Genomic DNA, 25721 nt, shown 5'->3' with positions numbered 1-25721 from the left:
AGCTATGACAATACAACAGGAGTGGTGACCTTTACCTCGGATGATGGACTTGGTTTTTCCACCACTGATTTGAGAGGGGCAGACGGCGCAACAGGCCCAGCAGGTCCTACGGGACCGCAAGGTATCCAAGGTCCAGCGGGAGCAGATGGTGCTGACGGGATAGATGGAGCAGATGGTGCAACAGGACCACAGGGTCCAGCAGGTGCTGACGGAATCAATGGAACAAACGGATTGGGCTTCACTGGTGGAAGCTATGACAATACAACAGGAGTGGTGACCTTTACCTCGGATGACGGTCTTGGTTTTTCCACTACCGATTTGAGAGGAGCGAATGGCGCTGATGGAGCAGACGGAGCAATAGGAGCAATAGGCCCAGCAGGAGCCGATGGTCTTAAAAGTTTAGTGGTAACTACCACAGAACCTGCAGGTGCAAACTGTTCAGCAGGTGGTATAAAGGTAGAATCTGGTATCGATGATAACGGAAATGGTACTTTGGATTTGGCTGAGGTAGATTCCACCGAATATGTATGTAATGGTGACCCTTCTACTGATAATCAAACAGCATCAGAAGTAAATTCGGATACACCTGCGGATGTTGACGGAGACGGAGCTAACGAGTCAACTGTAGAAGACGTGATTCAAGCTATTGCGCCAATTACATCAAAAGCAGCAAGAGTGTTTTATCCACCATCCATTGCTGTCGATGCATCAACAAATGGGACATTCAGTATCGACCTCTATCAAGAATATATTGATCAATTTGGTTCGCCAACCGTAGCGAGTGCAGGAGCACCTGCAGCTGTTCCGACCTATGCAAGAACAGATCTGTATTACTATGTTACTTATGCAGATGCAACGGTTTTCAATACGGCGACCATGGCAATTGATGCAAACGGAAACCTTTCATATACTGTGATAGGTCAACCAGCCGATTACAACGCCTTGATCAATGTGGTATTTGTAGTAAAATAATAATGATAAAGACGACCTCAGATTTGAAATCATTCAACCCATATAAGTCTTTACTCATTGCATGTTTAACCCTGTTTACTGGTATAAACTTTGTGAATGCACAGTTTTTGCTTCAAGCACCAAATACAGGGGACGAAAACAATTATAAATGGTATGAAGCTTCTGATTTGGGAACCGTTTTGGGTACCAATTCATTTTACGAAGCAACACAACCTGGGATCTATTTTGCGACCTATGATGGTACACTTTGTGGTTCCAATGCAACGGGATATTTTATTCTTACGGATTGCGAATCGCCCAATAATGAGGTGACTTTGGATATTTCTGCCAGTGTACCTTCAGGAGCAACTGTAAGTTGGAGTCCTGCATTGAGTGGAGATCAAAATCGACCTATGGTTTTGGCCACCCAAACAGTGGAACGATATACGGCAACTATAACCAAGGCAGGAAACACAAGTGAACTACCTCGATTTACAGTGGTTTGTATGAGTCAAGCTGCTAATTTAATGGATGATGCCATTGTGGTGAATGAGGATGGATTTATTGTTGCCCCAATTTTTGATAATGATACCGATCTTCCAAATTCAGGAACATTGACTATTACAGGTCCTTCCAATGGGGCCGTAACGGTTGATGATAACGGTACAGCCAATGATCCATCCGATGATGTGTTGACCTATACGCCCAATCCAGATTACAATGGAGCTGATAGTTTCGATTATACAGTCTGTAACTCATTAGGAGATTGTAGTACAGCAACGGTTACTGTAAACGTATTGCCGATTGTGGATACGGCGGATGATTCAGCATCAACAGATCAAGATTCAGAGGTTACTATTTCTTGGAGAGGGAATGATAACGATATTCCAACTTCAGGTAGTTTAACGGCTACCAATCCATCCAACGGAACCATAGTTCTGAATGAGAATGGCACTCCGAACAACCCAACTGATGATGATATCACTTACATTCCAAATTCAGGTTTTACTGGAACGGATACTTTCGATTATACGGTTTGTGATAACAGTGGCAATTGCAGTACAGCGACCATTACAATCATTGTAAACACGCTTGGTGCAGACTTGGACAGTGACAATGATGGTATTGTTGACAGTTTTGAAGATTTAAATGCCGATGGTGATGATGACCCATCAACAGATCCTACAGATACGGACGGAGACGGCATACCTGATTATTTGGATATCGACAGTGATAATGATGGTATTCCAGATAACGTGGAGGCACAACTTGCCCTAGGCTACATTCCACCAAGTTTGGTAGATGCCAATAACAATGGATTGGATGATGCATATGAAAATGATGGAAACATTGGTTTAATTCCTGTGGATTCTGACGGAGATGGCATTCCAGATTACGTAGATGACGATAGTGACAACGACAACGTTCCTGATGCCATTGAAGGCCATGATTATGACCATAATGGAATTGCGGATGTAGTACTGATTGGTTCAGACAAGGATAACGATGGTTTGGACGATGGCTATGAAGGTTCAACGGTCATTGATATTGATGTAAATGATGAAATCGATGATCCAAGTATTCATCTACCCGATACAGATTCAGATGGCATTCCAGATTTTAGGGATTCCGATGACGATGATGATGGTATAGAAACCATTGATGAGGACCTCAATATGGATGGTGATTATTCCAATGACGATTCCAATGAGAATGGTATACCAAATTATCTAGATCCAGACTTAGGTGAGCTTACAACCGATGAAGAAGTGGTCGATGTAATCAATGTGATTACACCGAACGGGGATGGCGTTCACGATGTATTGGAAATCAAGGGACTTGAAAATTACCCAATAAACACGGTTAAAATCTATAATCGTTGGGGTGTGATGGTTTTCCAAACAAAATCGTACAATACTAGCGGAAATGTATTCGACGGTACATCCCAAGCAAGGGTAACTGTTGAAGCTGATAATAAGCTGCCTGTAGGAACGTATTTCTATATCATCGATTACCAAGATAATGGCGGAAGCATGAAACAGCTAACAGGATACATTTATATCAATAGATAAACCTTAACCAACTGTGAAAAAACATATAGCGAATACCAAAAAAGGTCTATTACTCACTCTCATCTTAATGGGAATGCTTACTTCGGTGAGTGCCCAGCAAGATGCGCAGTACACGCAATATATGTACAATACGGTGAGTGTAAATCCAGCCTATGCGGGTTCGCGGGGTCATTTGAGTATTGCGGCCCTCTATCGTAACCAATGGTTGGGTTTGGATGGTGCTCCAGAAACCCAAACCTTGAATGTACATACACCAGTAGGCTACCGAGGGGTTGGATTGGGACTTTCCATTGTAAATGATAAGATTGGTCCCACTTCGGAAACCAATTTTGATGTAGATTTTTCCTATACCATTTACACCTCGCGAGAAGGTAGGTTAAGTTTTGGCCTAAAGGCCAGCGCCAATATGTTGGACATTCGTTATTCCGAATTGGATGAGTTCGAAGTGGACCCACAATTGCAATCGCAACAAGATATTCAGAATAAGTTTTCGCCCAATATTGGAGCAGGCGTGTACTATCACACAGATAAATTCTATGCAGGAATCTCCGTGCCCCGAATTTTAGAGACCGAACATTTCCAATCCTCATCCGTGTCCACAGCAGTGGAACAAATGAATTTATATCTGATCACAGGGTATGTTTGGGATTTAAATCCAGTATTAAAATTTAAGCCCACCTTGCTCACCAAAATGGTGCAAGGAGCACCCTTGCAAGTAGATTTGTCCGCCAACTTTATGTTCAACGAAAAATTCATTGCGGGAGCAGCCTATAGATGGGATGCCGCTTTTAGTGGGTTGTTTGGTTTTATGATTTCCGACCAGATTATGGTGGGATTGGCCTATGATCGTGAAATTACCGATTTGGGAGCCACCAGGTTCAATGACGGTTCTTTTGAAGTAATCCTGCGCTACGACTTTATCAAGAACGTAGCCAACATGAAATCTCCACGCTTCTTTTAGGAAGAATTTAAATTCGCTTCACCTTATTCTCAAACAAAGGTCATATTTTTACCCCATGAGAGAGGAAAATGTGATTTTGGTAAACGAATTGGATGAACCTATTGGTTTAATGCCCAAAATGGAAGCCCATGAAAAGGCACTTTTGCATAGGGCATTTTCTGTTTTTGTAATGAACGACAAAGGCGAGACCATGCTGCAACAACGAGCAGCGCATAAGTACCATTCCCCCCTTTTATGGACCAATACCTGTTGTAGTCATCAAAGAGACGGAGAAAGCAATATTGAGGCAGGAAAGCGCCGATTGATGGAAGAAATGGGATTCACTACAGAGCTTAAAGAACTGTTTTCCTTTATTTATAAAGCTCCTTTTGACAATGGACTTACCGAACATGAATTTGACCATGTAATGATTGGGAAGTTCACCGAAGAACCAAAAATCAACCCAGATGAGGTGGCTGATTGGAAATGGATGTTACCTTCGGATGTGAAGAAAGATATGGAGGAAAACCCGCAAAGCTATACAGCGTGGTTCAAAATAATCTTTGAACGATTTTATGACCATTTAATGGAAAATACTCCAGCATAATGAAAGTGAAAGTAAGCAGAAAAGCCAGCTTTAATGCAGCGCATAGATTGCACAGAGACGATTGGAGCGATGAAAAGAACCAAACGATTTTTGGTAAGTGCAATAATCCTAGGTATCACGGTCATAATTATGATTTAATAGTAAGTGTGACAGGTGAAATAGATCAAGAAACAGGTTTTGTTATGGATCTTAAAGTGCTCAAAGAACTCATCCAAGAGCATGTGGAAGAAGCCTTGGACCACAAAAACCTCAATTTGGATGTTCCCGAGTTTAAAAACTTAAATCCTACCGCAGAAAATATTGCTGTGGTAATCTGGAACAAATTAAGACCTCACATTAGTGATAAAAAAGAGCTGGAAGTAATGCTCTATGAAACCCCACGAAATTTTGTAACCTATTCAGGATAAAAATGAATTTATACCCACTACAATTTACCCCTATTCTTAAAGAAAGACTTTGGGGTGGAACCAAATTAAAAGACGTTTTAGGAAAACCCATCGAGAGTGACATCACAGGTGAAAGCTGGGAGCTTTCAGGAGTTAAAGGTGATATTTCGGTAGTTTCCAATGGCGAATTGTATGGAACATCCCTACAAGAGTTGATGGATGAAAGGGGAGAAGAGCTTTTGGGGAAAAGTGTAGTGGAACGATTTGGATCTGAATTTCCTATTCTGATTAAATTTATTGATGCCAAACAAGATCTTTCCATCCAATTGCACCCCAATGATGCATTGGCGAAAGAACGACATGATTCTTTTGGGAAAACCGAAATGTGGTACATTATGGATGCTGATCCAGGTGCCCAATTGATTGTAGGTTTCAATAAAGAAGTGGAAAAAGAAGAGTATGTAAAAAGTATTGAAGCGGGAACATTGACCAATTTGATGAACTATGAGGAAGTGACCGAAGGTGATACTTTTTTCATCAATACTGGAAAAATACATGCTATTGGAGCAGGCGTGCTTTTGGCAGAAATTCAACAGACCTCCGATATTACCTACCGCGTATTTGATTTCAACAGAAAGGATAAAGAAGGAAACCTACGTGAGTTGCATACCGAATTGGCAATAGATGCCATTGATTATGAAAAGAAGGATGATTTTAAGGTGAATTATCCCCATGAAATGGATACGGTAAACAGCATGGTGGATTGCCCTTATTTTAGAACCAATTTTTTGGAATTGACCCAACCTTTACATCAAGATTTGTCTAAAAGAGACTCCTTCACCATTTATATGTGTGTTGGGGGAGAGGCAAAAATCACCAACGATTGGGGTACCACGAACATAGAAAAAGGTCAAACGCTATTGATTTCGGCATCAAGCACTTATGTTGATGTTGACACCAATGGTGCAAAGCTTTTAGAAGTCAGTATTTAATAGTATCTTTAAAGAAATAGACACAAAATGCCAAGTATTCGCGATTTAAAAAAAGACATCAATTTTGTTTTGGGAGACATAATTGAGGCCGTGTACATCTGGGAAGCAGGATCAGGGAACAAAGAATCCGAAGAGGGTTCGGTAATCATCGATAAGGCCATTGATGCCTTTGATGAGCTCATGAACAAACTTCATCAGAAAGATGTGGAAAACAACAAGGCGCATTTCACCGAAATCCGCAAAGATTTGGAAGTTAAGGCTACCGAACTTGTTGAGCAACTCAACAGTTTGGCTTAGTCGTTACCGTCTAAAAAAGCTTTTAAAGATTTTCCGTATTTGGACGCCGCAATCTCAGGGTCCAAATTGTTGTAAATGGAATCCAAATATTTTGGATTTGCCTCGCTAGCCTCTGTAATCATCAAATATGGTGTAGCGAATGAACTTCCATTGGTCAATCCAAAGTTAAGTGCATAACGATACCTGTTAATGGTATTCTGGTCCATTAAGGTCACAATAGAATCCATGGCAATGGAATCATTTTGGTATTCTGGCAAGGAAGCCTGTTGTGCCAATTGAAGTTCCTTAATGTTGAATTTGGATGCCATCTCATAAAACTCCACCATTTTATCATTGGATTTGGATCCACTGATTTCCACATTGGTGTCAAATGTGTTCCAACTGGTGTTGATGGTTATGTTTCCAGCTTCACCAAAAAAAGTGATGCGGTCGTTGATATCGTTATTGTCCTCCTTTTGAAGGTATAGGTAAAAAATCTCTGGTTCTTCCACTTCTTCCGAAAAACTGAAATTTCCATCTCCCTTAATTTCCAAAGAATCCAAATTCACTAAGGTAGAATCTTGAAACTGTTGCAAATACAAAGTACCTTTTTTAAGTCCTTTAATATTTCCAGTCAAGGTCATCGTGTTTTCAGTGCTCTTTTCACAGGAAACAGCAACTAGACCAACAATCAATACAAACAATATCCGCTTCATCATTAAATTTTTTGCAGCGCAAATATGCATAATCTTCTCAAATAAATTAAACATTGGAGGCGACTTCCATCAACAAAGCGCATAAATAAGCTCCAGCGGTACCCACCACATATCCAAAAACAGCTAAAAGAATGCCGACGGAGGTCAAGGAAGGGTGAAATTCGGCAGCAACCACAGGTGCCGAAGCTGCTCCTCCTACATTTGCTTGACTACCCACGGCCAAAAAGAAGAAAGGAGCCTTTATCAATTTAGCTACTAAAATTAAAAGTCCAGCGTGAATGGAAATCCAAATAAGTCCAATAACAATTAAACCTGGATTCTCAAGGACTTTGCCCAGATCCATTTTCATTCCAATAGTGGCCACCAAAATATAAATGAAAACGCCGCCAATTTTACTGGCACCTGCTCCTTCGTAATTTTTAGCTTTTGTAAAGGAAAGACCAATTCCGATAACCGTGGCAAAAACTACCATCCAGAGAAATTCAGAACCTAATGAGGATAATATTTTTTGTGGGTTACGCACCACTTCAAAATTGTTTTGAAGGAAATCGGCAAAGTGAAAACCTAATAAATGGGCAATTCCAACACCAGTAAACGCATAAAAAAGCATCATGATAAAATCTTGAAGGGTTGTGACCCGAGCGATTTTTTCGGTATAGGTGGACACTTTTACTTTTAGTTCTTCAATGGATGAGGTATCGGCTTTTAACCATCGGTCTATTTTTTGGGTTTTTCCTACCCCAAGCAGAATTATGGCCATCCAAAGGTTGGCAACCACAATATCAATAAGAACCATGCCGCCATAATTTTCTTGGTTGTATTGGAACACTTCCAACATGGCTGCTTGATTGGCGCCACCGCCGATCCAACTCCCTGCAATCGTGGCCAAGCCCCTCCAAACAGCATCAAATCCAACTCCACCAACAGTTTCAGGCGAAATAATAGAAACTATTAAAATGGCCAATGGCCCTCCAATGATAATTCCCGCCGTTCCCGTTAAAAACATGATAAGTGCCTTACTTCCCAAATTGAGGATTGCCTTTAAGTCTATACTCAACGTCATTAAAATCAATGCCGCGGGCAACAAATACCTACTCGCTATATAATAAGTTTGCGATGACGCTTCATCCACAATACCTACACTGGCCAAAATTGCTGGTAATAAATAACACATGAGCACTGTTGGAACAATGCTGTAAAATTTGCTCCAAAAACCAGTTTTAATGGAAGAGGTATAAAAAACGAATCCTAAACAAAGGCAGAGTAACCCAAAAATAATCGTGTCTTGGGTAAAGGGTAGTTGGTCCATATATTTTTAAGCTAGTTGCCCAAATATAGGAAAATACTACCCCGAATAAAGTGAAAGTGTGGTTTTGAAATGAATTGCCAGCCCTAAAACAGAGCATAGTTTTAAGATGGATTATTGAAAGTTTTCATTTATCCTTAAAAAAAAATTAATCTGTTTTGAGTTAACAATTCCATCTATTGAAACAAGAGTTGACTGCCAACGATCTTAATTTTATGGTATAGAAACACTAAAACCAAGAAGTTATGAGAAGTTTACTTTGGCTTGTAGCCGTAATTTGTATAATAATTTGGGTATTGGGATTTTTTGGAATTGTAGCTGGAATAGGCACAGGAAGCCTGATACATATATTATTGGTAATCGCTGTAATTGCTGTATTATATAATATAATCTCTGGACGTAAACCCCTATAAATTGGGGTAATAGGAATTACCAATTGCATTGAAAAAGAAAGAAAAAAAGGTTGCCAATATTTGGCAACCTTTTTTTATAAGCCATCATAATTTATAATACGTTCATTAAATATTCAACCAATAAGTCAACTTTAGGTTGATTGAACGGTTTCGGGGCATAAAGGAATTCACAAAGTAGTTATCGTTATACACCAAAAATAGGTCGGACAAAGGGGCAAAACGCCATTGCAAACGTGAATTGAAGCCTAAATTATCCAGCTGATTGCTGTACTGCACCAAAGTGGACCAGAAAATGGATTTAGAAAAAGTCAAGTCGATTTTAGGGCTTAACAACCAAATATCTCCAGTTTCATAGGGTTCAGGAAGTTCAATATGGTTATAGTTGAATGCCAAGGAGAAATTCATTTTGGGTTGTACCCTAAGATTCAACTGTCCTTCAAAAACCAAACGGGTACCGTTAAAAAAGTTACCGTAGCCTGGTTCAAGGGAATAATAGAACATTTTTCTTTTATCACTGGTAAATTCTAATTCTCCACTGGTGTAATAGTATCCTGTTTCGCCTGGTAATGGCGTTCCCCCATCGGTTCGAGTAGGGTCAAAAGGATTGGTCAAATAGGTATATCGGTTAAATAATCTAACCGAAATTTCTTCTTGACTCTTAAATTGTGCTTGCCAACCTGTAAAAATAAAATAGTCGGTGTTTTTGTAATCCAAGGTCGGTCTCCAAACAAATTCAGGTCGGGTAAAAAAACCATGGGAGTTTAATTTTCCTTTTCTTGGATAAAATATCACCTCTGCGGAAGGATTGACATATAAAATATCGGTTCTAGGCACAAAACCAAGGTCGGAACGGAAGTTGTCGCCCACAAAATTCCCGTTGATTCCAAGATTTAAAAACCTTGAATTGTATTTCAGGCTAATACCACCTGCATCATCTCGGTCTTCAATACCATGTGTAAAGGATTTGTGGTAAAAGAATTTGCCTGTCCACGTATTATCGGCACTCGCCAAATTATAATCCAATCCAACCACACGGTTGTAGCGATCTTCGTCCAGTAAAAAATCGTAATCCTCGAAAGTTTCACGGTTTACGAAAATAAAGCTGAGGTTGGAGCGTGAGAACATTTTTTTCTGAAGGGCAAACACGGTATTGTTGTTACTTGCAATCTCGTTGGCTTCATCCTTTTCTGTTTGAAGGTTCATCAAGCCCAATCTCCAATTTTCGTTCAATTTTCCACTGAGGCGAACCCCTCCGATAATACCGTTTTCAATGGTTTGTCCTTCGGCGTTTTGTGCCAATCCGATTCTTCTGGAGAAAAACGGATTGTAATCGCTTTCGGTACCAAAAGAGCCAAAAAGGTCGCTATTGTCAATAAAAAACTGTCTTTTTTCTGGCAAGGAAACTTCAAATCGGGTGACGTTTGTAATCACATTGTCAACTTCCACATTCGAAAAATCTGGGTTAACGGTAATATCCAAGTTCATCCCATTTCCAATGGAAACTTTGGCATCACCACCTACATTGAAGGTTTCGAAGCTGTCGTTGTTTTCATAGTCTTTGGCGGCCAATCCATTTACATAGGGGATAAGTGCCAATGGGGTTCTTGATTTACCCAAGGGTCTTTCAAAGATCATATCGCCCATAAAGGCCAGATTGTAGATCTTCTGGTTCTGAGGAATTTGTACCCAAGTACTTTGCTCATTGGTTTGCATATCAAACCTATAGGCATTGAAACGCCATTTGGTTTCTCCTTGTCTAAATTTGAAAGATGTAAGTGGAATGGCAATTTCAGAAGTGTAGTACCCATCAAAAATTTGGGTCTCACCTTTCCATTTTACATCCCAAGACATGGTGAATCCGCTGGAACCTTGTCCACCTCCAGAAATTAAGGCTTCCCTTCGAACACCATAGGGGTTGATTCCAAATAAGAAAGCGTTGGTCCCATCATTAAAGGTGTCGAATACAATACTAATATTATCATTACCTCCTGCACCATAATCCCTTTTAAGGGATGGAATTACATAATCTTCTCCATCAGCATACATTTTTATACCTATATATAAGGTTGTACTGCTGTAAAGTAATCGAACTTCGGTTTGCTTTACGGCCTGAATGGTATCTGCTGGGAAAAATTGGTAAAAACTATCGGTGGGTTCGGCATTTTCCCAAATGGGTTCATCCAACGCGCCATCGATGGTGAAGGGGGAATCGGTAAATTTTACATGGATTTCTTTGGAACTGGTTTGTGAATAAATGGTAAGCGGCAATACTATTGTAACAAGTACAATATAAAGTTTGGTCATGATTTTAAGTTTAGTTGGTGGCGCAAATTTAATGTTATCGTTAAATAAATCCTAAGAATGCAAGCAAGATGCTTTTTTGATAGATTCTTTTTAATTCACATAAATAGTGCGGAACATTTGTGTACTTCAAACGGGTAGCCCTATTTTTGTTGAACAGCATAAACACCCATGAAAAAAAGCTTATTTCTACTAATCTTATTTCCAGTTATCGCCTTGGGAAATATCATCTGGGGCAAAACAGGACACCGTATCACAGGACAAATTGCACAGGAACATTTAACAGGTAAGGCCCGTAGGGCACTTAACGATTTGTTGGATGGTCATAGTTTAGCGTTCGTATCTACTTTTGGAGATGATATTAAAGCTGAACGTTCCTATTCTAAATACTCGGCTTGGCACTATGCCAATTATCCTTTGAATTCAAAATATATTGATTCAGAAAAAAGCAAATATGGCGATATCATCACGGGTATTGAAGATTGTATTGCCGAGGTTAAGGATGAGAACAACAGTAGGGAGGAGCGTGTTTTTTATTTAAAAATGCTCGTTCATTTTATCGGAGACCTGCACCAACCCATGCATGCCAGTAGGGGGGAGGACAAAGGAGGTAACGATATCCAAGTGCAATGGTTTGGTCAAGGAAGTAATCTTCACCGTGTTTGGGATACCAACTTGATCAATTCGTACGGGATGACCTACTCTGAATTGGCCAATGAACTTACCGATGTTTCAAAAAAGGAACGCAAAAGCATCCAAGAAGGCACCATTTACGATTGGATAGACGAATCCCATGTAATTTGTGGTGAGCTTTATGAGTCTGTTGAAGTTGGTGAAAAACTGGGCTATCGTTATACGTACGACTACAACGACCTTCTGTTCCAACAACTCCAACGTGGAGGGTTACGTTTGGCCAAGGTACTCAACGACTTGTTTGCCTAATACTATTTAATGTAGAACAGTTTTTAACTGATTTCTGTATTCCGAAGGATTCTGGCCCGTAAACGCTTTGAACGATTTGTTGAAGTGAGAGAAATTATTAAATCCACTATCGTAACACACCTGAGTAATACTTATAGGTTGTTCCGCCAATAATTTGGAGGCGTGCACCAAACGATATTCGTTTACAAACTGCGTAAAGGTTTTGTTGGTAATCTTTTTAAAGTATCTACAAAACGAAGGAACCGTCATGCTCACCATGTCCGAAATTTGCTCTAGACTGATGTCTTCCTTAAAATTGGTCTTCACGTGGTTGAACACAATATTGATACGGTCGTTGTCCTTAACCTCGGTTTCCATGGAGAAGCCTTCAGCATTCAGCACGTTCATTTCTTTTGAGGTGGCCAAGATGTTCAATATATTAAGGATAGATAACAAACGCTGAAAATCGGTCTGGTATTCCAAAATTTCCATTTTTTCACCCACCTTGGTTTTTGTTTTTCCTGAAAATGCAATACCACTCTTGGCAACTTCAAACAATTTCTGAATATTCTTCATTTCTGGAATATTGAAGAAGTCGCTTCCAAGAAAATCCATTTTCATTTGTACCAAGGTCTCACTTTTATTACCAGTAAGCTTGTCGGTGAATCCGCAATGCGGCAAATTGGAACCTATTAATATAAGGTCACCATTCCTAAAGTAGGAAACATGGCTACCTATTTGTCTTTTTCCTGAACCCCCGTTAACATATACCAGCTCCAATTCGGGGTGGTAATGCCAACCAGCGTTTTTATTCTCGTTATTCTCATTAAACTTCATAAAAGTAAATGAGTGTCCAAAACTGGGGGCGATGGCTTCAAAAGCAGGTTTTTGAATCATAAGTGAAATTTTTATTGGACTTTATAAAGATTTAAAAGTGTATAAAATACAAATATCAACAATTTTACCATAAAGGTATGCTATTTTATCATTAAGAGTATGTTAATACTTGCACCATGTTAATATAGCATAGAAAGTGGAAAAGATGGTGGTATTTCTGTGCTATATGCTGCCATACATTTGTACTGTAATCTTAAAAAAGCGAAATGTTATGAAAGTAGTAAAGAATCTAACAGTAGCAGCAGCCCTTTTGATCAGTGCAATTGCGGCAGCTAACGTAAACTCTGCAGAATTTGGTAAAAAAGTAGTAGCCAAATACGAGGTAGAAAAGAATTTGGTAAAAGTTAACCTTGATCCAGTATTCGTAAAGAAAGGTCAAAAAGTAATGATGAACCTTTTGAACGTATCTCAAGGAAAGGTGCTTTTAAAAGTATACGATGCCGACAAAAGATTGGTTTTTGATGAGGCTATCGAAGGAGATATCGTAGTTGAGAAAGCTTTCAACTTCGAAAAAGCATTTAAAGGTAAATACACCATCGTTGTAGTGGACAAGTTTGGAACTTACACAGACGAGGTTGTAGTAAGATAGTTTGTTTAGTTAATTTTTATGTGCATTGGGGGTCGGGAGGCCCCCTTTTTTTATGCCCATTTTTTTAGCTTCTCTCTTTTACTGGATGGTAAAGCATCATTCTCAATCGCCATTTGTATCAATTCGCTGTTCTTTTCCTTAGAAAAAAGTAAATTATAGAATTGCTGGGTGGTCAACGAGGATTTAGATTCATCCACCAATTCCAAGGTGTCGCCAACCGAAACACTTCCTTCCCTTAAAATTCGGATGTAGGTACCTGGAAATTCATGGTCGATAAACTCCTTTAAAATATTTTGGTCGTTAAACCGAATGCCCAACTTAAAACAAGGTTCTCTTGGTTGGGTAACTTGAACCAATGCCGTACCCAGTTGGTACACATTTCCGATACGAATCTTGGATTCATCCAAGCCTTCAACGGTTAAATTCTCGCCGAACATGCCCCAATCCCATTCCAAATCGGGATATTTTACCTTCCAATATGGATATTGGTCGGCTGAAAATAAATAACAAGCCTTGAAAATCCCGCCATGAACCCTGCGGTCTGCAATGGTATCGTGAGAAACGTCTTCTTTATTTAAATAAATGGGCTCATCCACAGGATATTTAAAGATTCCCGTGGTGGTTTCCTCCCCGTTCCATTCAATTTTGGTAGACTTGCCGATGTTGGTCGATATCACTTTCATACAGACAAGATATAAAAAAACCACCGCGGTTGCGGTGGTCTTTCAAAGTGTTTCATTTTTTAGGATTAATCCTCTTTGTCCAATTTTTTGGTCATGTTAAAACCGACCATAAGTCCAACACCTGCCATTAAAAAGATGGCTCCTGGATAGGCAACTTCCTCATCCACCCCTAAGCTATAGTGTAAAATGGAGGCTACAAATATGGCTGCTCCAATACCCATGAGCAATAAGGCTAGATTTAGGATAATAATTTTCCAAATCGGAGCTGCCTTGCCGCTCTTGCCTCTAACAAAAATACTGGCGTCGGCGCCTTTTTCAATCAATGCTAGGCGTTCCTTGTTCCTTGTTGAAAAATAAAGGTAGGCAATGGCAAAAATTACCCCCATGATGATTGGCATGATAATTACTTCTGATCCCATAACTATTCGTTTTTAAATGATTATTTATACATTTTGTTCATAGCCTATGACGACATTTTATTTCAACAGGTTACATAACTTTATAAAAAAAGTGTTTTGGTGTAACCCAATTGTCACTTTTGGCGTCCAATGAACAATGCTGACCAACAAAGAACAAAAGCTGTTATCCGAAATCCGAGGTGGAAACACCCATGCATTCGGTGTTTTTGTGGATCAATATAAGGATTTGGTGTTCACGCTAACGTTGCGCATGTTGGGCAATAGGGAGGAAGCCGAAGAGGTTTCCCAAGACACGTTCATAAAGATTTTTAATTCCTTGGATAGTTTTAAAGGGGATTCCAAGATATCCACATGGATCTATCGAATTGCCTATAACACCAGTTTGGATCGCATCAAAAAAAATAAAAAAAGGAGGCTTGAGGTCGATTTTGAATATACCAAGGCCATAGCTTTTGCCGATGTGGACAATGCCATGGAGAAAATGGTAAAACAAGAGAAAAGTGAGTTGATCCAAGCATGCATGGGCAAATTATCTGCAGAAGATGCTGCGATAGTCACCTTGTTTTATTTTGAGGAGAAGAATCTTGTGGAAATGGAGAAAATTTTAAACCTTTCGGTAAATACCTTAAAGGTTCGATTGTTTAGGGCCAGAAAAAAACTGGCAGATATCATGCAAAACAGTTTGTTGGGCGAAATTTTAGAAAGCAATGGATAAGGAAAAGGATAAAAAATGGGAAGAATTGGTGGATCAGCTAATGAATGAGGCTCCTTTGGAGCAACCTTCAGTAGATTTCACCAAAAATTTAATGCAAAAAATTGAAGCTGAAACCGCACAGCCTATATTTGAATATCAACCTATATTGTCGCGAACTACCTTGGTTTCCATTGGGGTTTCGTTCTTGGCCTTGGTGGTGTTTTTGATTTCTAAATTTGGATTCAATTCCAATGAGGGATGGTTTGCCAAATTGAATTTCAATGCTGCTTTTGATAATGTTTGGGGTGGATTTGAACATTATACATCTTCCAAAGTGTTGCTGTATTCCGTATTGTTATTCGGATTGTTGTTTTTTGCCCAAGTCACCCGACTTAAAAAGTACTTTGATAAGACACACTTTTAAATATTAACATACGAAAAGGCCCAATACATCAACACAAATTGGAGGGGCACACGTAAAATAAGAAGCCATAAAGGTATTCCTGCACCTGCTTTTTCGCTGCTGAGCATATAAAAATGTACAGGCAAAAAACTCAACAACATTAAAATAATGCCATAAACGGACCATTCGCGTGTAAACGAAAACAATAAAGCAACGCCAAATGCCACTTCGAAAATACCGCTCAACAAAACCAATAATTTATGGTCTGGGAGGTATTGGGGCATTATGCGCAAATACATTTTAGGTTTTATAAAATGCATAACCCCTGCAAAAATGTAGAGCAACGCCATTAAATATAAATGCCAAGGAGCCATATTTCTATTCTTTAAAGTTCCAGAAGGGAATTGCCGCATCGGAATATCGGGCAACGGTATCTTTTTCCTTTCGCAGTCGAATCAATTTGAGGAGGTGTTTGCCCTCCTCCAAATCTTTGATGTTCAAATAGGTTTCAAAACCTAAAATGTTGTGCTTTCCAGTGGTAATAATAAAATCCTCATCCAATTTAAGCGTGTCAATTTTAAAGGAATAAATGGTGTTGAAAGTTTTTAAATAAGCTTTTCGAATACTGTCTTTTTGACGGGCAGAAGTAATCTCATCACTCCAATTGGTATTAATTTTCATACTGGAGGAGAGTCCTCTACGATCATTTTTTGGTTTGAGGGAATCATTAAAAGCGAAAATGCGGTTTTCAATGTTTTCAGAAAAGGGGACAAATACTTTTAGGTAGGGTTCAGTGATTACTTTGGAGGGAATTACCAATCTACCAGGAAAATCCTCTTCATCCGTCAACATATCAAAATAATTTTCCTTGTTGGCAAAAATGCTTGAAGAATTCTGATCCTTTTCCAAATAATTGGAGGTGCGATATTCTACGGTGGTAATGAGCAGAATCACCAGATAAATGGGTGTGAGCAATAAAATGAGGCGCTTCCCAAATCGATTGTCCAAAAAATTATAGACCAAAGGTCGATACAAAAAGGAGAGGGTTATAAAACTAAATATCCAATAGATAGGGAAATAAAGCCGTGAGATCCATTTTTTCTTTTTGAGCCAACCTTGTGTAATAAAATCTATAAAGGTCAAAATCATTCCAATGATGATAAAAATCATCAAAAAGGCCCCAAAAATACTGGCAAATTGTTCTGGAAGCACTTCACTTTCAATCACAAATTGAGCCACCAATACTATACAGATGATGATCATGGTAAATGCCAAAACGTAAAATATCAACAAGAACGAAATGGCAAAAAGTACACTACAATAGTTCTCTAAATTGGCAATGTAACGGTCAAAGGATACAATTCGTTTTTTTAGGTAATTGGTAAATTTCTCCGAATACTTGAGCTTATCGAATTCAATATCCCCAGATACATATCTGAGCCCCAAAGATCCAATCCACAATCCCCGAAGAATCACATGGAGCAATAGATTAAATAGTAGGATGGAGGCCGCAATCGTGAGTACAAAATAGACCACGAAATTGTAGACTTGATCCTCGTTTTGTGCATTGATCATTTCAATGCGCAAAGGGTCGTAGGCGGTAAAGAGACCGAAAATGGCGAAACCCGAAATAATGAGTTCGAGTTCCCAACTTTGTTGCTGCAGGGAGTCCAGCAACTTTTTAAACGACGGGCTGTTGTAATCGTTGTTGTTCAAGGGTGGTTTGGCTATTTGATTGATACACCCAAGATAGTTAAAAAAAGAAAACCGCTCATAATGAGCGGTTTTGCAAATTTATTTTTGTGAGAAACCCAATTATTTGATCATCTCGTAGCTTCGGGAGATAAATTTGGTCAATTCCTCTCCTTTGAGCAATCCTTTGGAAAGGCGGGCCAAATCCAAAGATTGATTGATCAATCGAGTTCGTTTTTTCTCCGTTTTGGTATTCAAGATCTCACCGATCAACTCGTGGTTGGTGTTCACGATCAAGTTGTACATATCGGGTATGTTGCCCATTCCGAACATACCACCGCCACCAGTTTGCTGCATTTCTTTCATTCTGCGCATAAATTCTGGTTCGGTAATAATAAACGGAGATGCACTGCTGTCCATTGCCTCCAATTGAATGGTAAAGCCCTTATCAGTGGTTACTTTTTCCAATTCCGATTTCAATTGGTCTTTTTCTTCATCGGAAAGTTTGGAAATAGCTTCCTCATCTTTTTTGATGATGTTGTCGATATGGTCGGCATCCACACGGGCAAACGTTAGATTTTCCTTAGTGGTTTCCAATTTTTGCATCAAATGGGAAACAATTGGGGAATCCATCAATAGCACTTCGTAACCTTTGGCCACAGCTGCATCAATATAACTGTGTTGTGCTTCTTTGTCGGAAGCATACAAAACCACCAATTTGTCGTTTTTGTCCGTTTGGTTGTCCTTGATTTTCGCTTCCAACTCTTCAAAAGTGTAGAACTTGCCATCCACGGTTGGGTACAAGGCAAATTTGTCCGCCTTTTCAAAGAATTTATCTTCGGAAAGCATTCCATACTCAATCACAACCTTGATATCGTTCCATTTTTGCTCAAAGTCCTCACGGTTGTTTTTGAACAGGGAACTCAATTTATCGGCAACTTTACGGGTGATGTAAGAAGAAATTTTCTTCACTGCACCATCCGCCTGAAGATAAGAACGGGAAACGTTCAATGGAATATCTGGAGAATCGATAACACCGCGAAGCATGGTCAAGAACTCAGGAACAATACCCTCTACATTATCGGTAACGAATACCTGGTTCTGGTATAATTGAATCCTGTCTTTTTGAATGTTGAGGTCGTTCGTCAACTTCGGGAAATATAAAATCCCTGTTAAGTTGAACGGATAATCCACATTTAGGTGGATGTGGAACAAAGGCTCCTCAAATTGCATCGGATACAACTCTCTGTAAAAGCTTTTGTAATCCTCATCCTCCAAATCGGTAGGCTGCTTGGTCCAAGCTGGATTGGGATTGTTGATGATGTTATCCACCTCTTGGGTTGGCGCAGGATCCTCTTCTTTGGCATCCTCTGGTTTTGGAAGTGTCTCAGTTTTTGTACCAAACTTGATTGGAATGGGCATAAACTTGTTGTACTTCACCAACAACTCACGAATCTTGGCATCTTCCAAAAACTCGGTGGAATCTTCCGCAACGTGCAGTACAATCTCGGTACCTCGCTCTGTTTTGTCATGTGGCTCAATGGAAAATTCTGGAGAACCATCACAGGTCCAATGAACGGCAGGTTCATTCTTAAAACTTTTGGAAATAATCTCTACTTTTTCAGCAACCATAAAGGCAGAGTAAAAACCTAAGCCAAAGTGACCGATAATTCCTGAATCTTTGCCAGCGTCTTTGTATTTGTCCAAAAACTCTTCGGCTCCAGAAAAGGCCACTTCGTTAATGTATTTTTTTACCTCGTCCTCGGTCATACCGATTCCTTGGTCGATAATGTGGATGCGTTTGTTCTCTTTGTCCACTTTTACCTCGATCATAGGGTTGCCATATTCTACTTTGGCTTCACCGATGGAGGTAAGGTGTTTAAGTTTTAATGTTGCATCTGTTGCGTTGGATATCAACTCCCTTAAAAAAATCTCGTGATCACTGTAAAGGAATTTTTTGATCAAGGGAAAAATGTTCTCTACTGAAACATTGATTTTACCTGTTGTCATCTTAAAATAGTTTTCTTTTTCAGCTTTAAGTCAAAAAAAATACCAGAGTATAAAATCTGACAAACTGACATTTTTAAAAGGCAAATCCATTGAAAATTAAATTTTAACATTTTTTTGTTTAAAAAAAATGGAAAAAGTTTAAACAAAAATTATATCTTTATGGTGTTATAGAAAAAATTGCTATGAAATGGTAAAAGTCTATAACAGTTTGTTTATTTATTGGTTAGGTTGTGGAAATGCACTTTCGCTAGGAGGTGCATTTTCTTTAGATACTTATGTCACCTGCCAATTATCTATTGATTCTTACAATTATTAAATAGTTACGATATGGCAACTACTTCAAAAACTAAATTAACCGAGGACAAACTGATTGGCTTTTTTATGGAGTCTGTTTTGGAACATGAAAAAATGCCAAGTTCCGTATTCAAGTTTTGCAAGGAGAACAAGTTGACCGAAGAAGAATTTTATAGCTTTTTTGGTTCTTTTGAAGCCTTGCAGCAAACCATCTGGAATAAGTTTTACGACAATACGATTGCCCTGACCAAAAAGAACAAGTCTTACGCCGCTATGACCCACGAAGAAAAGATGTTGACCTTTTTCTTCACCTTTTTTGAAAATCTGGCACTCAACCGAAGTTATGTATTGTTTGTGATGGATGAGCATAAATATTCTTTGGAGGGGCTAAAACAATTGAAAGGCCTTAGATCTCGTGTTAAGGATTTTGCTGCTGAAATGATTCAGGAGAAAAATGAAGAAAAGCAGCTTAAAATTCTAAAACATGGTTCTCATTTGTTTACAGAGGGGGCTTGGTTACAATTTCTCTTCATTTTAAAATTTTGGTTGGAAGATGGTTCGCCTGGATTTGAAAAAACAGACATCGCCATTGAAAAATCGGTGACCACTATATTTCAAATATTTGAGCATACCCCTTTGGAAAAGGTGTTAGATTTTGGAAAATTCCTCTACAAAGAAAAATTCGCCTAGTAAACTCTTATGAAGACATTGGACAGCATACCCACCAGTAAAATTGAGCGGGCCAGCAAATTGGTGAAGACGGGAGTGAAGATTGGGGGCAACTACGTAAAATATTACGGTAAAAAGTTAGTCGACAATCCCAATGCCAAAGAGGATTTGGATAAGGACAATGCAGAAGATATTTATGATGGGCTCAAAAGTTTAAAGGGAAGTGCACTAAAAGTGGCTCAAATGCTGAGCATGGAGAAAAACTTGTTGCCTAGTGCCTATGTGGAAAAATTTTCATTGTCACAATTCTCAGTGCCGCCTTTGTCAGCTCCATTGGTTCGTAAAACGTTCAAAAAGTATTTAGGAAAATATCCCGAAGAGATTTTCGATGCCTTTGAAAAGGATTCGGTAAATGCTGCTAGTATTGGGCAGGTGCACCGTGCAGAGAAAGATGGAAAAGAAATTGCCGTTAAAATCCAATACCCAGGAGTAGCTGATAGTATAAGCAGCGATTTGGCTTTGGTAAAACCTGTGGCCATTAAAATGTTCAACCTAAAAGGAAAGGATTCTGAAAAATATTTTAAAGAGGTAGAGCATAAATTGATCGAGGAGACCGATTATATTTTGGAATTGGAGCAGAGCCAAGAAATTACCGAAGCCTGTGCCGTGATTCCCAATATGCAGTTTCCAAGCTATTATAAGGAACTTTCCAGTGAACGTATTTTGACGATGGACTGGATGAAAGGCGTTCACTTGGGAGAATTTACCAAAACCGATTTTGATTCCGATTTGGGCAATACCTTGGGGCAAGCACTTTGGGATTTTTATATGTTCCAAATTCATAAACTTCGTAGGGTACATGCTGATCCACACCCTGGGAATTTTTTGGTGAGTGACGAGGGAACTTTGATTGCCATAGATTTTGGTTGCATCAAACAGATTCCAGAAGAATTTTATGTGCCTTATTTTGAATTGGCCAAGGAGGAGAACATCAACAATGAAAAGGTGTTCATGGAAAAATTGTACGAATTGGAAATTCTGACGCCTACGGATTCCCAGCAAGAACTTGAATTTTTTACTGCGCTATTTAAAGAAATGCTTACCATATTTACATCACCATTTCATAAGGAGACTTTTGATTTTGGAGATGAGCAGTTTTGGTCTAAAATCGCCAACCTCAGCGAACGCTATTCCAATGACGAACAAATTCGTAAAATGAACGGGAATCGAGGTTCCAAACACTTCTTATATATAAATCGCACATTTTTTGGACTTTATAATCTGCTTCACGACCTAAAAGCACAGGTAGAGGTGAATCATTTTAAGCAGTTTATGGATTAAAACTGTTAATAAATATCCAGTCTTTGCGATATATTTTTTACTTTTTCGTTTATTAGCCCTGAATTTTTTAAATATTCAACATTTAAGCACTTCAAAATGTATAATTCAAGAATTTCTGGATTAGGGTTTTACGTCCCTGATAATGTGGTTACTAACGATGATTTGTCCAAGGTTATGGACACCAATGATGAATGGATTCAGGAGCGAACTGGAATCAAGGAGCGCAGACATGTGGTAAAAGGGGAGGACACGACCACTTCAATGGGAGTGAAAGCTGCCGAAAGAGCCATAGAGCGTGCTGGAATCGATAAGGATGAAATTGACTTTATCGTATTTGCCACCTTGAGTCCCGACTACTATTTCCCTGGTCCTGGAGTATTGGTACAACGTGATTTGGGATTAAAAACCGTTGGTGCCCTTGATATCCGCAACCAATGTTCGGGATTTGTTTACGGGATTTCCGTTGCAGATCAATACATTAAAAGTGGTATGTACAAAAACGTATTGGTGATTGGATCTGAACTGCATTCACACGGATTGGACATGACGACCCGAGGTAGGGGAGTTTCTGTGATTTTTGGTGACGGTGCTGGAGCGGCAGTTGTAACTCGGGAGGAGGATACTTCCAAAGGAATTTTATCCACCCATTTGCATTCTGAGGGTCAACATGCCGAAGAATTGTCACTGATTGCACCAGGGATGGGTAAGCGTTGGGTAACAGACATTATTGAAGATGCCGATGCAGAGGATACTTCTTATTTTCCTTACATGAATGGACAATTTGTATTTAAAAATGCAGTGGTTCGATTCAGTGAGGTGATCATGGAGGGCTTGCAGAAAAACAATTTAGGCCCACAGGATATTGATATGTTAATTCCCCATCAGGCGAACTTGAGAATTTCCCAATTCATTCAGAAAAAATTCGGCTTATCGGATGATCAAGTGTTCAACAACATTATGAAATATGGGAATACCACAGCTGCATCCATTCCAATTGCTTTGACCGAAGCATGGGAAGCTGGAAAAATTAAGGAGGGCGACCTAGTGGTTTTAGCTGCTTTTGGTAGTGGCTTTACTTGGGGTAGTGTTATTATTAGATGGTAGTAAAATATAAGTAAATTAGGAATTGAGTCAGTTCGAGTTTTTTCCATTGGAAAAAGTATCGAGAACTGGATTCTTAAAATTGAAATTCTAATTCTCGATAAAATTTTTTCGCTATGTTTCAAAATCACTCGAATTGACGAATTTCTATCTAAACATTAATAAAATAAAACCCCGAACCTAAAGGTTCGGGGTTTTTTGATTGTGCCCCCTACAAAATAACCAACCAACACTCCTGCAGGGACAATCAATTATTTTAAAGGATACCGCCTCCTCCTTGCTTGGTGTTGCTGTCTCTTCTTTTACGTTGTTTGGCGCGGTTTTTTCCACTTCCGAATCGGTAAGATGCCCCAACATAAATATTGTTACTTTCCCAATTAAATGCACCTTCTTGTTCGTATGGATAATCCCCTTCAAAGGCAAATCGCATGGTGTTAAAAATATCGTTGTAATTAAGACTTAACGTTCCTTTGCCCTCTGCAAAGCTGTATCTGGCTCCCAAGTTTACAAAGTACATGGGTTGGGCATCAAATTGAATGCTTTTGTTTCTTCCTCGATAGAATCCGAAAGCTTGTAATGAAAGTTTTTTAGTCACCGTAAAACTGTTGTTCATACGTAAGTTCCAAGCGGTGTTGTCCACTTCTACGTTTTCTTGAACAATGTCATCTTCCGTAGGATTAGGGTCCGTGGTGTTCAAGGTTTCGGTTATACCTCTTTGGGTTTGCGAAAACAGGTCGAAACTACCATTGATGCTCCACCATTTAATGGGTTTGTAGTTATAGGAAACTTCAATGCCATAAGCAGAGGTCTTGTCAAAGTTATCGTAGGTGAGAATGGTTTTGTTCAAGTCCAATCGGTCCACATAAATGGCACGGTTAATTTCATCCGAAATGCTTCTATAGAAAACTCCACCCGTAACACTACCATTTTTAATGCGCTTGGTATAGTTGGCCTCATAAGAACTTGTAAACTGAGGTACTAGTTCCGGATTCCCAAAAGACGAGATCAAAGGCGTAGCAAATTCCCTGATCGGATTAACCTGACCTAATCCTGGTCTGTCCACTCGGCGGCTGTAGCTCACTTGTAATTGGTCTTTTTCATTTGGACTAAACGTTACAAATGCCGATGGATAAATTTCAGTGTATTTATCGGTAAAGGAACGTACGGCATTGGTATCGGCCTGCACTTCCACATTTTCGATACGTGCTCCCACCTGGTACGACCATTTTTTATACGTCTGTCCAAAAGTGGCGTAGGCCGAATAAATATCCATGGCATACACAAACTTGGTGGATGGGGTGGATACCAAATTCCCACTTGAATTAAAGGTTTGTCCAGTGGAAGCGTAATCTACTTTGGTTTCAAAGTTTCTGGATTCCACACCAATTTCCAATTTAGAAATGCTATCCAACGGATTTACATAATCCAAGTTGGCAATGGTCTGGGTGCGTTCCGTGTCCACAAAATCCATGTAGTCAGGATAGGTTGAGGCTCCTGTGGATCTAAAATTCGCATCCTGTCCGCTATTAAAAATGTTGTGGTCCACTTCCAACTCGATATTGTGTCCTTCTTTATTGAAGTCCATTTTGTAATCAAAGTTGTATTGTTGACTGTGGTTGTCGCTCTCGTCATACAAATACTGGGTAACATTACGTGAGGGGTCATTAAAATAGGAAACTTGTGTTGTTCCATCTCCCTTGCCATCATATAGGTTTTGATTCGTGAAAAAGGAAATCGTGTTTTTGTCGTTCAGATAAAAATCCACTCCTAGTTTGTAAAGATTTGATTTGTTGTTGTTGAAGAAATCAAATTTTTGTCTGGAGTTTTCATCCACACGCAAAATGCTTCCGTCGTTTACCCACTTCCCAACATTGTTGCCGTAGTTCCCATAGAAATTGAATTTTCCATTGCGGTAATTCAAATCCAAAGAAGTATTGAATTTGGCCTCTTCACCTTTGGTGAGCCCTAGATTAATGTTGCCATTGAATCCGATATTGGCATTTTTGTGCAATACAATATTGATGATTCCACTCATTCCTTCTGGATTGTACTTTGCAGATGGATTCGTGATCAATTCAATAGATTTTATGGATGTTGATGGAATTTGTTTCAACAATTGAGCAACAGGAATATTGGACAGTTTGCCATCCACCATAACCCTAACATTCGAATTTCCGCGAAGAGTAAGGTCGCCAGTTTGTGCATCTACATTCACTGAAGGAATGTTGTTCATGATTTCGGATGCTGTGGCTCCAGAAGTTGTTAGGTCTTTCCCAACATTGATAACTTTTCTGTCAACCCGTTGTTCAATGGTGGTACGTTCGGCGACCACTTCAACCCCTTCCAATTGTTGACTTTGTTCTTCCAAGGTAATGGTACCCAAATCCAATTTGCGTTTACCTTTGGTGATCACCAGTTTTTTGGAATAGGTCTTGTAACCGATGTATTGTACTTCAACCAGATAAGTGCCATCGGCCAGTTTGCCAACTTCAAATTTTCCATCATCGGTGGTTATTCCACCAGTAATGGTCTGTGTTCCATCTTCCGATTTAATAACTACGGAAGCATAAGCAACGGGCTCTTTTAGGGTATTATCGATAACTGTTCCATTGATGGAACCAATGTCGTCGGGACCGTTTGCGTTAATTGTGTTCGTGAAAATTGTGCACAATAAGAGTGCAAAAAGTAAGCTCATTCGTCTCATGAGTAGTTCGTTTTTTGATTGATGATGATTGATTGATTGATGATGTAATTAAGACGCCCTGGCTCGGGTTATGTTACAAGCAATATTTATTTTAACATTTATTGGGAAATTAAGTTGCTTGTTTTCAGGGAATGTAAGGTATACTTGTGGAAGAACACAAAGGGTATAAAAAGAAGAAACCCCGGTAAAATACCGGGGTTGATACATTGATAAGCTATACTAAACACTAACCATTAACTATAAAAAAATACAGTCTTACCAATGACAATATTATTTTTGCAAATAGACGTATTTTAAGGTAAAACCTTATCGTCTATATACGAGTTTAACACAATAATTAACAC

The 25721-nt window shown here is 39.2% G+C and carries 25 protein-coding genes; 15 read left to right on the top strand and 10 right to left on the bottom strand.

The annotated features are described in order from the left end of the window. The 7 genes from BLQ18_RS16825 to BLQ18_RS16795 form a co-directional block, all read left to right on the top strand. Nucleotides 1-972: DUF7151 family protein (locus BLQ18_RS16825; protein ID WP_139150419.1), on the top strand; the 972-nt coding region annotated here is incomplete at its 5' end. 2 nt (nucleotides 973-974) lie between these two features. After that, the gene (locus BLQ18_RS16820; protein ID WP_090299660.1) at nucleotides 975-3023 is read left to right on the top strand and encodes a T9SS type B sorting domain-containing protein; all 2049 of its coding nucleotides are present in this window, start codon (nucleotides 975-977) and stop codon (nucleotides 3021-3023) included. 13 nt (nucleotides 3024-3036) lie between these two features. Next, entirely contained in the window at nucleotides 3037-3984 is a 948-nt protein-coding gene (locus tag BLQ18_RS16815; RefSeq protein WP_090299656.1) for a PorP/SprF family type IX secretion system membrane protein, read from the top strand. A gap of 55 nt (nucleotides 3985-4039) precedes the next feature. Further along, nucleotides 4040-4570, top strand: a complete 531-nt coding sequence (gene idi / locus BLQ18_RS16810) for an isopentenyl-diphosphate Delta-isomerase (RefSeq protein ID WP_090299653.1) — start codon at nucleotides 4040-4042, stop codon at nucleotides 4568-4570. Further along, on the top strand, nucleotides 4570-4977 hold the full coding sequence (locus BLQ18_RS16805; RefSeq protein WP_090299650.1) for a 6-pyruvoyl trahydropterin synthase family protein: 408 nt from the start codon (nucleotides 4570-4572) through the stop codon (nucleotides 4975-4977). Before idi ends, BLQ18_RS16805 begins: the two co-directional genes overlap by 1 nt. Before the next feature lie 2 nt (nucleotides 4978-4979). Beyond that, the gene (locus tag BLQ18_RS16800) at nucleotides 4980-5948 is read left to right on the top strand and encodes a type I phosphomannose isomerase catalytic subunit (protein ID WP_090299647.1); all 969 of its coding nucleotides are present in this window, start codon (nucleotides 4980-4982) and stop codon (nucleotides 5946-5948) included. Between the two features lie 27 nt (nucleotides 5949-5975). Continuing rightward, nucleotides 5976-6245, top strand: coding sequence for a hypothetical protein (locus BLQ18_RS16795; protein ID WP_090299644.1), 270 nt, complete (start codon nucleotides 5976-5978; stop codon nucleotides 6243-6245). Here BLQ18_RS16795 and BLQ18_RS16790 read toward each other — a convergent pair. Further along, entirely contained in the window at nucleotides 6242-6943 is a 702-nt protein-coding gene (locus BLQ18_RS16790) for a DUF4369 domain-containing protein (protein ID WP_090299686.1), read from the bottom strand. The genes BLQ18_RS16795 and BLQ18_RS16790 overlap by 4 nt on opposite strands. Nucleotides 6944-6986: 43 nt before the next feature. Next, nucleotides 6987-8249 carry a DUF819 family protein gene (locus BLQ18_RS16785; protein WP_090299640.1) on the bottom strand — a complete coding sequence of 421 codons (1263 nt, stop codon included), beginning with the start codon at nucleotides 8247-8249 and terminating at the stop codon, nucleotides 6987-6989. Nucleotides 8250-8491: 242 nt separating this feature from the next. On the opposite strand from BLQ18_RS16785, the gene BLQ18_RS16920 reads away from it, so the two are divergent. Continuing rightward, on the top strand, nucleotides 8492-8659 hold the full coding sequence (locus BLQ18_RS16920; protein ID WP_139150418.1) for a lmo0937 family membrane protein: 168 nt from the start codon (nucleotides 8492-8494) through the stop codon (nucleotides 8657-8659). 105 nt (nucleotides 8660-8764) lie between these two features. Here the strand turns inward: BLQ18_RS16920 and BLQ18_RS16780 are convergent, their stop codons facing one another. Beyond that, nucleotides 8765-10963 carry a DUF5916 domain-containing protein gene (locus tag BLQ18_RS16780; protein ID WP_090299636.1) on the bottom strand — a complete coding sequence of 733 codons (2199 nt, stop codon included), beginning with the start codon at nucleotides 10961-10963 and terminating at the stop codon, nucleotides 8765-8767. A gap of 168 nt (nucleotides 10964-11131) precedes the next feature. Between BLQ18_RS16780 and BLQ18_RS16775 the strand changes: the two genes are divergently transcribed. Continuing rightward, nucleotides 11132-11902, top strand: coding sequence for a S1/P1 nuclease (locus BLQ18_RS16775; protein WP_090299633.1), 771 nt, complete (start codon nucleotides 11132-11134; stop codon nucleotides 11900-11902). A gap of 6 nt (nucleotides 11903-11908) precedes the next feature. Here BLQ18_RS16775 and BLQ18_RS16770 read toward each other — a convergent pair whose 3' ends face one another. Further along, the gene (locus tag BLQ18_RS16770; RefSeq protein WP_090299629.1) at nucleotides 11909-12778 is read right to left on the bottom strand and encodes an AraC family transcriptional regulator; all 870 of its coding nucleotides are present in this window, start codon (nucleotides 12776-12778) and stop codon (nucleotides 11909-11911) included. A gap of 211 nt (nucleotides 12779-12989) precedes the next feature. Between BLQ18_RS16770 and BLQ18_RS16765 the strand changes: the two genes are divergently transcribed. Next, nucleotides 12990-13367 (top strand): hypothetical protein, encoded by a 378-nt coding sequence (locus BLQ18_RS16765; protein ID WP_090299626.1) that lies wholly within the window; start codon nucleotides 12990-12992, stop codon nucleotides 13365-13367. 50 nt (nucleotides 13368-13417) lie between these two features. Here BLQ18_RS16765 and BLQ18_RS16760 read toward each other — a convergent pair whose 3' ends face one another. Then, a complete protein-coding gene (locus BLQ18_RS16760) occupies nucleotides 13418-14050 on the bottom strand; it encodes an MOSC domain-containing protein (RefSeq protein WP_090299623.1) in 633 nt (210 codons plus the stop codon). Nucleotides 14051-14115: 65 nt separating this feature from the next. Next, the gene (locus BLQ18_RS16755) at nucleotides 14116-14469 is read right to left on the bottom strand and encodes a DUF6249 domain-containing protein (protein WP_090299620.1); all 354 of its coding nucleotides are present in this window, start codon (nucleotides 14467-14469) and stop codon (nucleotides 14116-14118) included. Between the two features lie 136 nt (nucleotides 14470-14605). Here BLQ18_RS16755 and BLQ18_RS16750 point away from each other — a divergent pair, with 136 nt between their 5' ends. Together BLQ18_RS16750 and BLQ18_RS16745 are read left to right on the top strand one after the other, a co-directional pair. Next, nucleotides 14606-15184, top strand: a complete 579-nt coding sequence (locus BLQ18_RS16750) for an RNA polymerase sigma factor (RefSeq protein WP_090299617.1) — start codon at nucleotides 14606-14608, stop codon at nucleotides 15182-15184. Then, nucleotides 15177-15587: a hypothetical protein gene (locus BLQ18_RS16745; protein ID WP_090299614.1), complete on the top strand. Its 411-nt coding sequence runs from the start codon at nucleotides 15177-15179 to the stop codon at nucleotides 15585-15587. The genes BLQ18_RS16750 and BLQ18_RS16745 overlap by 8 nt, the downstream gene beginning before the upstream one ends. Here BLQ18_RS16745 and BLQ18_RS16740 read toward each other — a convergent pair. From BLQ18_RS16740 to htpG, 3 genes are all read right to left on the bottom strand, one after another. Beyond that, entirely contained in the window at nucleotides 15584-15940 is a 357-nt protein-coding gene (locus BLQ18_RS16740) for a DoxX family protein (protein WP_090299607.1), read from the bottom strand. The two genes, BLQ18_RS16745 and BLQ18_RS16740, sit on opposite strands and share 4 nt — an antisense overlap. Before the next feature lie 4 nt (nucleotides 15941-15944). Continuing rightward, nucleotides 15945-17282, bottom strand: coding sequence for a hypothetical protein (locus tag BLQ18_RS16735; RefSeq protein ID WP_090299604.1), 1338 nt, complete (start codon nucleotides 17280-17282; stop codon nucleotides 15945-15947). Nucleotides 17283-17381: 99 nt separating this feature from the next. Beyond that, nucleotides 17382-19268, bottom strand: coding sequence for a molecular chaperone HtpG (gene htpG, locus BLQ18_RS16730; RefSeq protein WP_090299601.1), 1887 nt, complete (start codon nucleotides 19266-19268; stop codon nucleotides 17382-17384). A 327-nt stretch (nucleotides 19269-19595) separates the two neighbouring features. Between htpG and BLQ18_RS16725 the strand changes: the two genes are divergently transcribed. From BLQ18_RS16725 to BLQ18_RS16715, 3 genes are all read left to right on the top strand, one after another. Beyond that, a complete protein-coding gene (locus tag BLQ18_RS16725; RefSeq protein ID WP_090299598.1) occupies nucleotides 19596-20252 on the top strand; it encodes a TetR family transcriptional regulator C-terminal domain-containing protein in 657 nt (218 codons plus the stop codon). A 9-nt stretch (nucleotides 20253-20261) separates the two neighbouring features. Continuing rightward, nucleotides 20262-21572: an ABC1 kinase family protein gene (locus tag BLQ18_RS16720; RefSeq protein ID WP_090299594.1), complete on the top strand. Its 1311-nt coding sequence runs from the start codon at nucleotides 20262-20264 to the stop codon at nucleotides 21570-21572. 96 nt (nucleotides 21573-21668) lie between these two features. Continuing rightward, nucleotides 21669-22676: a 3-oxoacyl-ACP synthase III family protein gene (locus tag BLQ18_RS16715; RefSeq protein ID WP_090299590.1), complete on the top strand. Its 1008-nt coding sequence runs from the start codon at nucleotides 21669-21671 to the stop codon at nucleotides 22674-22676. Nucleotides 22677-22929: 253 nt separating this feature from the next. Here the strand turns inward: BLQ18_RS16715 and BLQ18_RS16710 are convergent, their stop codons facing one another. Further along, on the bottom strand, nucleotides 22930-25377 hold the full coding sequence (locus BLQ18_RS16710) for a TonB-dependent receptor (protein ID WP_090299587.1): 2448 nt from the start codon (nucleotides 25375-25377) through the stop codon (nucleotides 22930-22932). Nucleotides 25378-25721 lie beyond the last annotated feature (344 nt).

It is taken from the genome of Flagellimonas zhangzhouensis, from assembly GCF_900102925.1.
Lineage (GTDB): Bacteria > Bacteroidota > Bacteroidia > Flavobacteriales > Flavobacteriaceae > Flagellimonas > Flagellimonas zhangzhouensis.
Note: the sequence above shows the minus strand (reverse complement) of the source record. Positions and strands in the feature narration are given on the sequence as shown.

What these genes read in the sequence shown, in the direction of transcription:
- BLQ18_RS16805 (WP_090299650.1), top strand. Translation starts at nt 4,570, where the DNA reads ATGAAAGTGAAAGTAAGCAGAAAAGCCAGCTTTAATGCAGCGCATAGA.
- idi (WP_090299653.1), top strand. Translation starts at nt 4,040, where the DNA reads ATGAGAGAGGAAAATGTGATTTTGGTAAACGAATTGGATGAACCTATT.
- BLQ18_RS16755 (WP_090299620.1), bottom strand. Translation starts at nt 14,469, where the DNA reads ATGGGATCAGAAGTAATTATCATGCCAATCATCATGGGGGTAATTTTT.
- BLQ18_RS16760 (WP_090299623.1), bottom strand. Translation starts at nt 14,050, where the DNA reads ATGAAAGTGATATCGACCAACATCGGCAAGTCTACCAAAATTGAATGG.
- BLQ18_RS16795 (WP_090299644.1), top strand. Translation starts at nt 5,976, where the DNA reads ATGCCAAGTATTCGCGATTTAAAAAAAGACATCAATTTTGTTTTGGGA.
- BLQ18_RS16770 (WP_090299629.1), bottom strand. Translation starts at nt 12,778, where the DNA reads ATGATTCAAAAACCTGCTTTTGAAGCCATCGCCCCCAGTTTTGGACAC.
- BLQ18_RS16790 (WP_090299686.1), bottom strand. Translation starts at nt 6,943, where the DNA reads ATGATGAAGCGGATATTGTTTGTATTGATTGTTGGTCTAGTTGCTGTT.
- BLQ18_RS16715 (WP_090299590.1), top strand. Translation starts at nt 21,669, where the DNA reads ATGTATAATTCAAGAATTTCTGGATTAGGGTTTTACGTCCCTGATAAT.
- BLQ18_RS16780 (WP_090299636.1), bottom strand. Translation starts at nt 10,963, where the DNA reads ATGACCAAACTTTATATTGTACTTGTTACAATAGTATTGCCGCTTACC.
- htpG (WP_090299601.1), bottom strand. Translation starts at nt 19,268, where the DNA reads ATGACAACAGGTAAAATCAATGTTTCAGTAGAGAACATTTTTCCCTTG.
- BLQ18_RS16765 (WP_090299626.1), top strand. Translation starts at nt 12,990, where the DNA reads ATGAAAGTAGTAAAGAATCTAACAGTAGCAGCAGCCCTTTTGATCAGT.
- BLQ18_RS16740 (WP_090299607.1), bottom strand. Translation starts at nt 15,940, where the DNA reads ATGGCTCCTTGGCATTTATATTTAATGGCGTTGCTCTACATTTTTGCA.
- BLQ18_RS16710 (WP_090299587.1), bottom strand. Translation starts at nt 25,377, where the DNA reads ATGAGACGAATGAGCTTACTTTTTGCACTCTTATTGTGCACAATTTTC.
- BLQ18_RS16775 (WP_090299633.1), top strand. Translation starts at nt 11,132, where the DNA reads ATGAAAAAAAGCTTATTTCTACTAATCTTATTTCCAGTTATCGCCTTG.
- BLQ18_RS16800 (WP_090299647.1), top strand. Translation starts at nt 4,980, where the DNA reads ATGAATTTATACCCACTACAATTTACCCCTATTCTTAAAGAAAGACTT.
- BLQ18_RS16745 (WP_090299614.1), top strand. Translation starts at nt 15,177, where the DNA reads ATGGATAAGGAAAAGGATAAAAAATGGGAAGAATTGGTGGATCAGCTA.
- BLQ18_RS16920 (WP_139150418.1), top strand. Translation starts at nt 8,492, where the DNA reads ATGAGAAGTTTACTTTGGCTTGTAGCCGTAATTTGTATAATAATTTGG.
- BLQ18_RS16720 (WP_090299594.1), top strand. Translation starts at nt 20,262, where the DNA reads ATGAAGACATTGGACAGCATACCCACCAGTAAAATTGAGCGGGCCAGC.
- BLQ18_RS16725 (WP_090299598.1), top strand. Translation starts at nt 19,596, where the DNA reads ATGGCAACTACTTCAAAAACTAAATTAACCGAGGACAAACTGATTGGC.
- BLQ18_RS16785 (WP_090299640.1), bottom strand. Translation starts at nt 8,249, where the DNA reads ATGGACCAACTACCCTTTACCCAAGACACGATTATTTTTGGGTTACTC.
- BLQ18_RS16750 (WP_090299617.1), top strand. Translation starts at nt 14,606, where the DNA reads ATGCTGACCAACAAAGAACAAAAGCTGTTATCCGAAATCCGAGGTGGA.
- BLQ18_RS16820 (WP_090299660.1), top strand. Translation starts at nt 975, where the DNA reads ATGATAAAGACGACCTCAGATTTGAAATCATTCAACCCATATAAGTCT.